Consider the following 4,959-nt stretch of genomic DNA (forward strand, 5'->3'; position numbering starts at 1 on the left):
TCTGCATGCGAGCGCTATGCGCTGCTGTAGAACCAAGCGATTGTTCAACGGTATGGAATCGAAAGAGACTGCTGTAGCGCTGTTTGGGGCCGACAAATTCATACATCCATACAAATCCGGCTTCGCAGTGTTTACAGAACATGCGAATGGAGGGCACGTGCAGATAGGTTTTTTTCTCGAACACGGGAAGATGTCGGACGATCCGTATGCCATTGCTTCCTTTGCGGATGACATTTTGATCCGACCCACAGCACGGACAGCATTGCTTTTCGCTGATGGGGAAAGCTTCTATGTGAAGTTCATCGGCATCGATGGACAGGATTTGGCGGATTTTTAGCTCTGGTATGTCGAGCAATTCATTGATATACTGGTTTTGCATCTGTCTATTCCTTTTTTGTTGTTCGGTGAGACTTACAACATTACAGGATTAGCAGATGTTTTTCCATTTTCAGCCTGAGATTATTTCGTCAAGCACTGATTACGGTTTTGAGCCAATTTTTACAAAGGAAATGTATCATACGCTGAGCCCCCGTCTGGCTAAAGGGCATTATCCCACTTCAACCAGGATGAGAAGGTCTACCTTTCTCAGTTTCTCCCGAAACCGGCTCACCGTGCCTGCCGAAAACTTCTTCTGCAAGATCGCCACCAGGCCGGAAGCGAAAGCTTGGCATAACAAACAAGGCAACGGGTTCGAGCTGGTGGCCAACGAACTGCGTCTGCATGCGGGAAGCGGCATGGTCATTCGGCTCGATGAACAGAGCGGAGTGAAGATCCATAGTTCGGGAAGCATTGCCATCCGTGGCGGCAGCTTCTCTGCCCGTGCAGGCGAGCGGTGGAACATGGAAGCTGGCGAAGCGATCTATTTACGAGGCGGGGGGAGCAGTCTGGTCCTGGATGGAGAGGCGGATCTGCGCTCCGGCATTCTTACCCAAGAAGGAAGCGTCAAAGCGCCAGTGCATGTCACCGATCTGGAACCGGTGCCTGAACCTCCGTTGATGACGGTAGAGGCTTATACGGCTGCACAGGAAGCGAAGACTCAGGCGTCTAGTGCATCTTCTGACAACCGGGCCCAGATAGGACAAATGATGTCCGCTGCGCTGAGTGTTCTGGGAATGATCCCGATTGTTGGTACCGTCGGCCGCTTGGCGCAGAGCGCTCTAGGCACGCTTGCTATGATGCCCGTTGCTTCCGCCCACACAGGCCCTAGTATTATGAATGGAATCATCAAGGCCTTGTATGATTCGACGCATTGGACGGATGAAGAGAAGGAATTGAGGCGTCAAATGTACGGGGAATTATCGTACTTGCTGGGGAAAGTTTTTACCGGCGCCAAAGGTCTAAGAGAACCGCAAACGAAAGAGACGCTCGTGAATTTTCTGATTCATTTCAGCCGGACCGTGGAAATTGGCGCAAGCCGAATCCCCGACGAAGTATGGGAAACGAATAACAGATTGAATCGGTTGATCGAGCGGTTTCAAGCCATCGATACTCTGCACCTCCCGAACCAGCTTCGGAAAAACGAAATGTGGGCAATCCTGGGGGCGGGGAAGATTTCCAATCCTGAACATTATAATGCTTGGGAAGACAATAGATTGTCTTTAGAAGATAAAATAATGATAGCGAATGGCCTTGAGGAACAGTTCAAGTCCGTAACCGAGGCTGAGGTTCTGCATTATTTTTATATCAGGGAAAATATTGATAATGGACCGGCATTGATAGGAACCATTCCTCAAATCAAATTGCCAAAAGGTGTTAACAGGACGATCGATAAGCTTAAAGTTGAACTGAGAACAGGGCTTGGAAAAAAGGTTACCAACCTACGTCACAAAACTTATCTAAAGAAAGCTTCGAAAACGGGATTCAGGGACTAAAAGAGGCACTTCAAAGTATAGGTAAGAAGATGAAGGTTGGCCCTGAACTTGCAGTTGCAGGCGCTGACATGGATATAATAGAGAATAGGGTTACAAAACCTATGAAGAAGACAGGAACCCAAGAGAACTACCTGAATGTTATGGAGAGCAATTCAGGAAAGGCACCACAGGGTAAGAGTGGAACCGGGGGGACTGAAAAAAGTAAAGGGCAATATTCTGGGGAATTAGTAACGGTTTCTAAAGAAGATGAAGCTGCTGATATGTTGGGAGAAAAACTAGGTGGCAAATCCCGAGTAAAATTTAGCAATGATCCAAATGGACGTGAGTTTGATACAGTTAGCGATCAGTATATTGCACAGACCAAGCCGCCATTGAAAAGTTTAGATAAGCAATTCAGAAAGCAGGCAAAAGCTACGATAGAAGCTGCTATTGAGACAGGCAGGAAGGCTTATTTTCATTTTGAAGGTCAGCCCGCTGATAGAGTACTACGACAACTAAAAGAGTATGCTGAAAGGTATGGTGTAGAAATAATCATTGATACCACGCCCCTAAAACCATGAGAGGATGAAGAAAATTGTATGAATATCACGGATGGGCAAGCATTAGAGAAAGTTCTTCGTTTGATGATGATGAGGAAAAATACATTTTAATTGTTAAAGAAATCAAAAAATACATCGACGAGATAAAGTGGCCTTCTGGTGTTTTGGATTTAAGAGCGGTAAATGGTGATTATCAGCTTTGGGTAGCAGGGCTTAATAATCACAAACCTGTTGGAAAGCATAATCCAATTGAGGTATTAAGAAAGGTGGGGGAATTGGCCCCAGGTTCTTATGGAGTCTTATATATAAGAGATAGCGATGATGTGGAGTTTTTCAATGAGTTTAAAGTCTATACATTAATCCGAGGAGAAGTAACTGAACATGAGGATCCCTTTCTTTCCCCATTTATACCTAAAATAGAAGATGATTACGAGGATTAGACAGAGGTAGCCAAAGTTGAATAATTTGGGTATACATCTCCAACAACAAGAGTGTACAATATAGCTAACAAAGCAAGGCCACTAAAAACTTGGCGGTTGATTAATTTTTAAAGGCTTATTCCTACCTGAAACATAAGGAGGAGTAAGCCTTTCTTGTATTATCCCCCCTGGCAGAACATCTGTCGGCCTACGACCGTTTAGAGGAAAAGTTCCATGATGAGCCGAATGGACAATTGAACTTCTTCTTTGTCCGAGAGCGCACGACGTACGATATTCCGCCGGGATTCAAAATAGGAATGCCCAAATTTATAAAAAGTGCAATAAGCCCATTGAAAATAGTCAATGGGAAGCTAAAAGTGTGGACAGGAGATAAGTTTTTTGAGTATAAAGTTGGCCAAAAAATGGTCAAAGAAAGCTTCAAGAATGGGATTCAAGGGCTAAGAGAGTCTCTTGAAAACATGGCAGATAATAATAAGTTTGGTTTGAAGGTGGCCCCTGCTGGTGGTTATATATATTCACGTCAGGGTACGGTTAAACAACCATCTGGGCTGACGAAGAATCAGAAGAATTACTGGAATGTTATGGAGAGTAATTCAGGGAAGACGCCACAGGGTAATACTAAAGGGGCAAGTAGAAATGAGATAGATGACGTCTTTATAAGCATTTCAAAGAGTAAGTTAAGTAAAGACGGGGAGAAAATAATGTCTAAAACAACAAAAAAAGGAGTAGTGAAAGAAGAATATATATTTGAAAATAAAAATGAAGCTCAGAACTTTGGTAAAAAGTTAATAGGCCGTGATGGAGAACGAATTTATGATGAAAGTGGAAAATGGATAGGCTGGGAAGGAAAAAAAGGTAAGGTCTACTGGGGGCACAACGATTGGGGTAAAGGTGCGGGACTTTCAAATTTCCCACATATAAATTATGATTTATATGGAGTTAAAGGACATTTATTCCTAAAAAATAAAATAATCAACAGGAAAATGTGGGATAGTTTCACTCGTGAATTAACTGAAGAAATGAATAAAAAACCGAAGTAATTATATGCTACAAGTTGTAGCAAACATAGGGACGTGATTTTATTGAGAATAAATATATACACTGCAGAAAAGTTTAGCTTTACTAATAACGAATGGTATAAATCAACAAAAATCAATTATTCTTTATTAGGAAGACGGTTGTTTAAAAACAATGGAGATATTAACAATCATTTCCCTGTATACTTGCTTCCTTCAGACCTAAATCTTTTTGCGAGTTATTTATCTATTTTTGAAGACGATGATGGTAATTACGATTCAGATTTCGAGATGGGTTTTAATAATTTTGATTCAAGCATCGAAAGAAACTTAATATATGATTATCTCGCTCAATCAGAAGAAATATATTGTATCGTTGCTCATTTAAAAGGTAAACGTAATGCTTCTGATTATCCCCTATTTAACAATAAATCGCCAGATTATATTGAAGATAATTATCAAATTTTATATAAAGGTAACAGCGAGGTGACTGAGTATATTGTTAAAATTCATCATAAAAGTGAGTTAGAGAGACTAGAAGATTTTATAATAGCGTATTTCATATCTCCAGAGGAATCCCAACAAACTACTTTTCCGGACAAAATAACACCACTTGAAGATATTGATAAATTAAATTGCTATACCCAAAAATTTAAGCTAGTTGTGTCACGGGCAAAACTTTATGCAAATCATAATCTGGTCATTTACAGTGCTTGTGAGTCTAGAAATGAAATAATACACTATGTTGAAAATTTTTGTAGAGATTATCATTTTAACTACGACAATTATAAGATCAGAGCACAATAAGGCTTCTTCGCCGTTATAAATGCAATGACTTGTCGATACTGGAATTAAGAACCCAGTAGAGGACAGGTGTTTTCATATGTTTGCAGCAAATTTAAAAGTCCGGTGAATTAGTGCAGTTGTAGCCGTCTGATGGACATGCAAAACGAGTAAAACAACTCAGCCAGCGCTGAAATGAGTAGGCGTGACAACGCCTCTGTCATCACGGATTTCGTTTTTTGGCATGCCGACATACCAGTTCGAGATCGCTTTTTCCCAAACCGGCATAGTCTTTTCAGATTTTGAACGA

Annotated in this window: 6 protein-coding genes; 5 read left to right on the plus strand and 1 reads right to left on the minus strand. The window is 41.4% G+C overall.

Annotated features, from left to right (window positions below):
• Positions 1-379: transposase family protein (locus ABD76_RS10220; RefSeq protein ID WP_197255191.1), on the minus strand; the 379-nt coding region annotated here is incomplete at its 3' end.
• 55 nt (positions 380-434) lie between these two features.
• Here ABD76_RS10220 and ABD76_RS10225 point away from each other — a divergent pair.
• From ABD76_RS10225 to ABD76_RS10245, 5 genes are all read left to right on the plus strand, one after another.
• Complete coding sequence (locus ABD76_RS10225; RefSeq protein ID WP_197256581.1) at positions 435-1,871, plus strand: hypothetical protein; 1,437 nt, start codon at positions 435-437, stop codon at positions 1,869-1,871.
• A 68-nt stretch (positions 1,872-1,939) separates the two neighbouring features.
• Complete coding sequence (locus ABD76_RS10230) at positions 1,940-2,431, plus strand: restriction endonuclease fold toxin (protein ID WP_242069501.1); 492 nt, start codon at positions 1,940-1,942, stop codon at positions 2,429-2,431.
• Between the two features lie 14 nt (positions 2,432-2,445).
• The gene (locus ABD76_RS10235) at positions 2,446-2,850 is read left to right on the plus strand and encodes an Imm7 family immunity protein (protein ID WP_197256583.1); all 405 of its coding nucleotides are present in this window, start codon (positions 2,446-2,448) and stop codon (positions 2,848-2,850) included.
• 296 nt (positions 2,851-3,146) lie between these two features.
• Entirely contained in the window at positions 3,147-3,890 is a 744-nt protein-coding gene (locus tag ABD76_RS10240; RefSeq protein ID WP_197256585.1) for a hypothetical protein, read from the plus strand.
• 33 nt (positions 3,891-3,923) lie between these two features.
• Positions 3,924-4,673 carry a hypothetical protein gene (locus tag ABD76_RS10245; protein ID WP_197256587.1) on the plus strand — a complete coding sequence of 250 codons (750 nt, stop codon included), beginning with the start codon at positions 3,924-3,926 and terminating at the stop codon, positions 4,671-4,673.
• The last annotated feature ends 286 nt before the right edge of the window (positions 4,674-4,959 follow it).

Source organism: Paenibacillus dendritiformis, from assembly GCF_015845845.1.
GTDB classification, from domain to species: domain Bacteria; phylum Bacillota; class Bacilli; order Paenibacillales; family Paenibacillaceae; genus Paenibacillus_B; species Paenibacillus_B dendritiformis_C.

Bases quoted from the DNA above. Each gene is read 5' to 3' on its own strand.
- ABD76_RS10225 (WP_197256581.1), top strand. From the start codon at position 435: ATGTTTTTCCATTTTCAGCCTGAGATTATTTCGTCAAGCACTGATTAC.
- ABD76_RS10230 (WP_242069501.1), top strand. From the start codon at position 1,940: ATGGATATAATAGAGAATAGGGTTACAAAACCTATGAAGAAGACAGGA.
- ABD76_RS10240 (WP_197256585.1), top strand. From the start codon at position 3,147: ATGCCCAAATTTATAAAAAGTGCAATAAGCCCATTGAAAATAGTCAAT.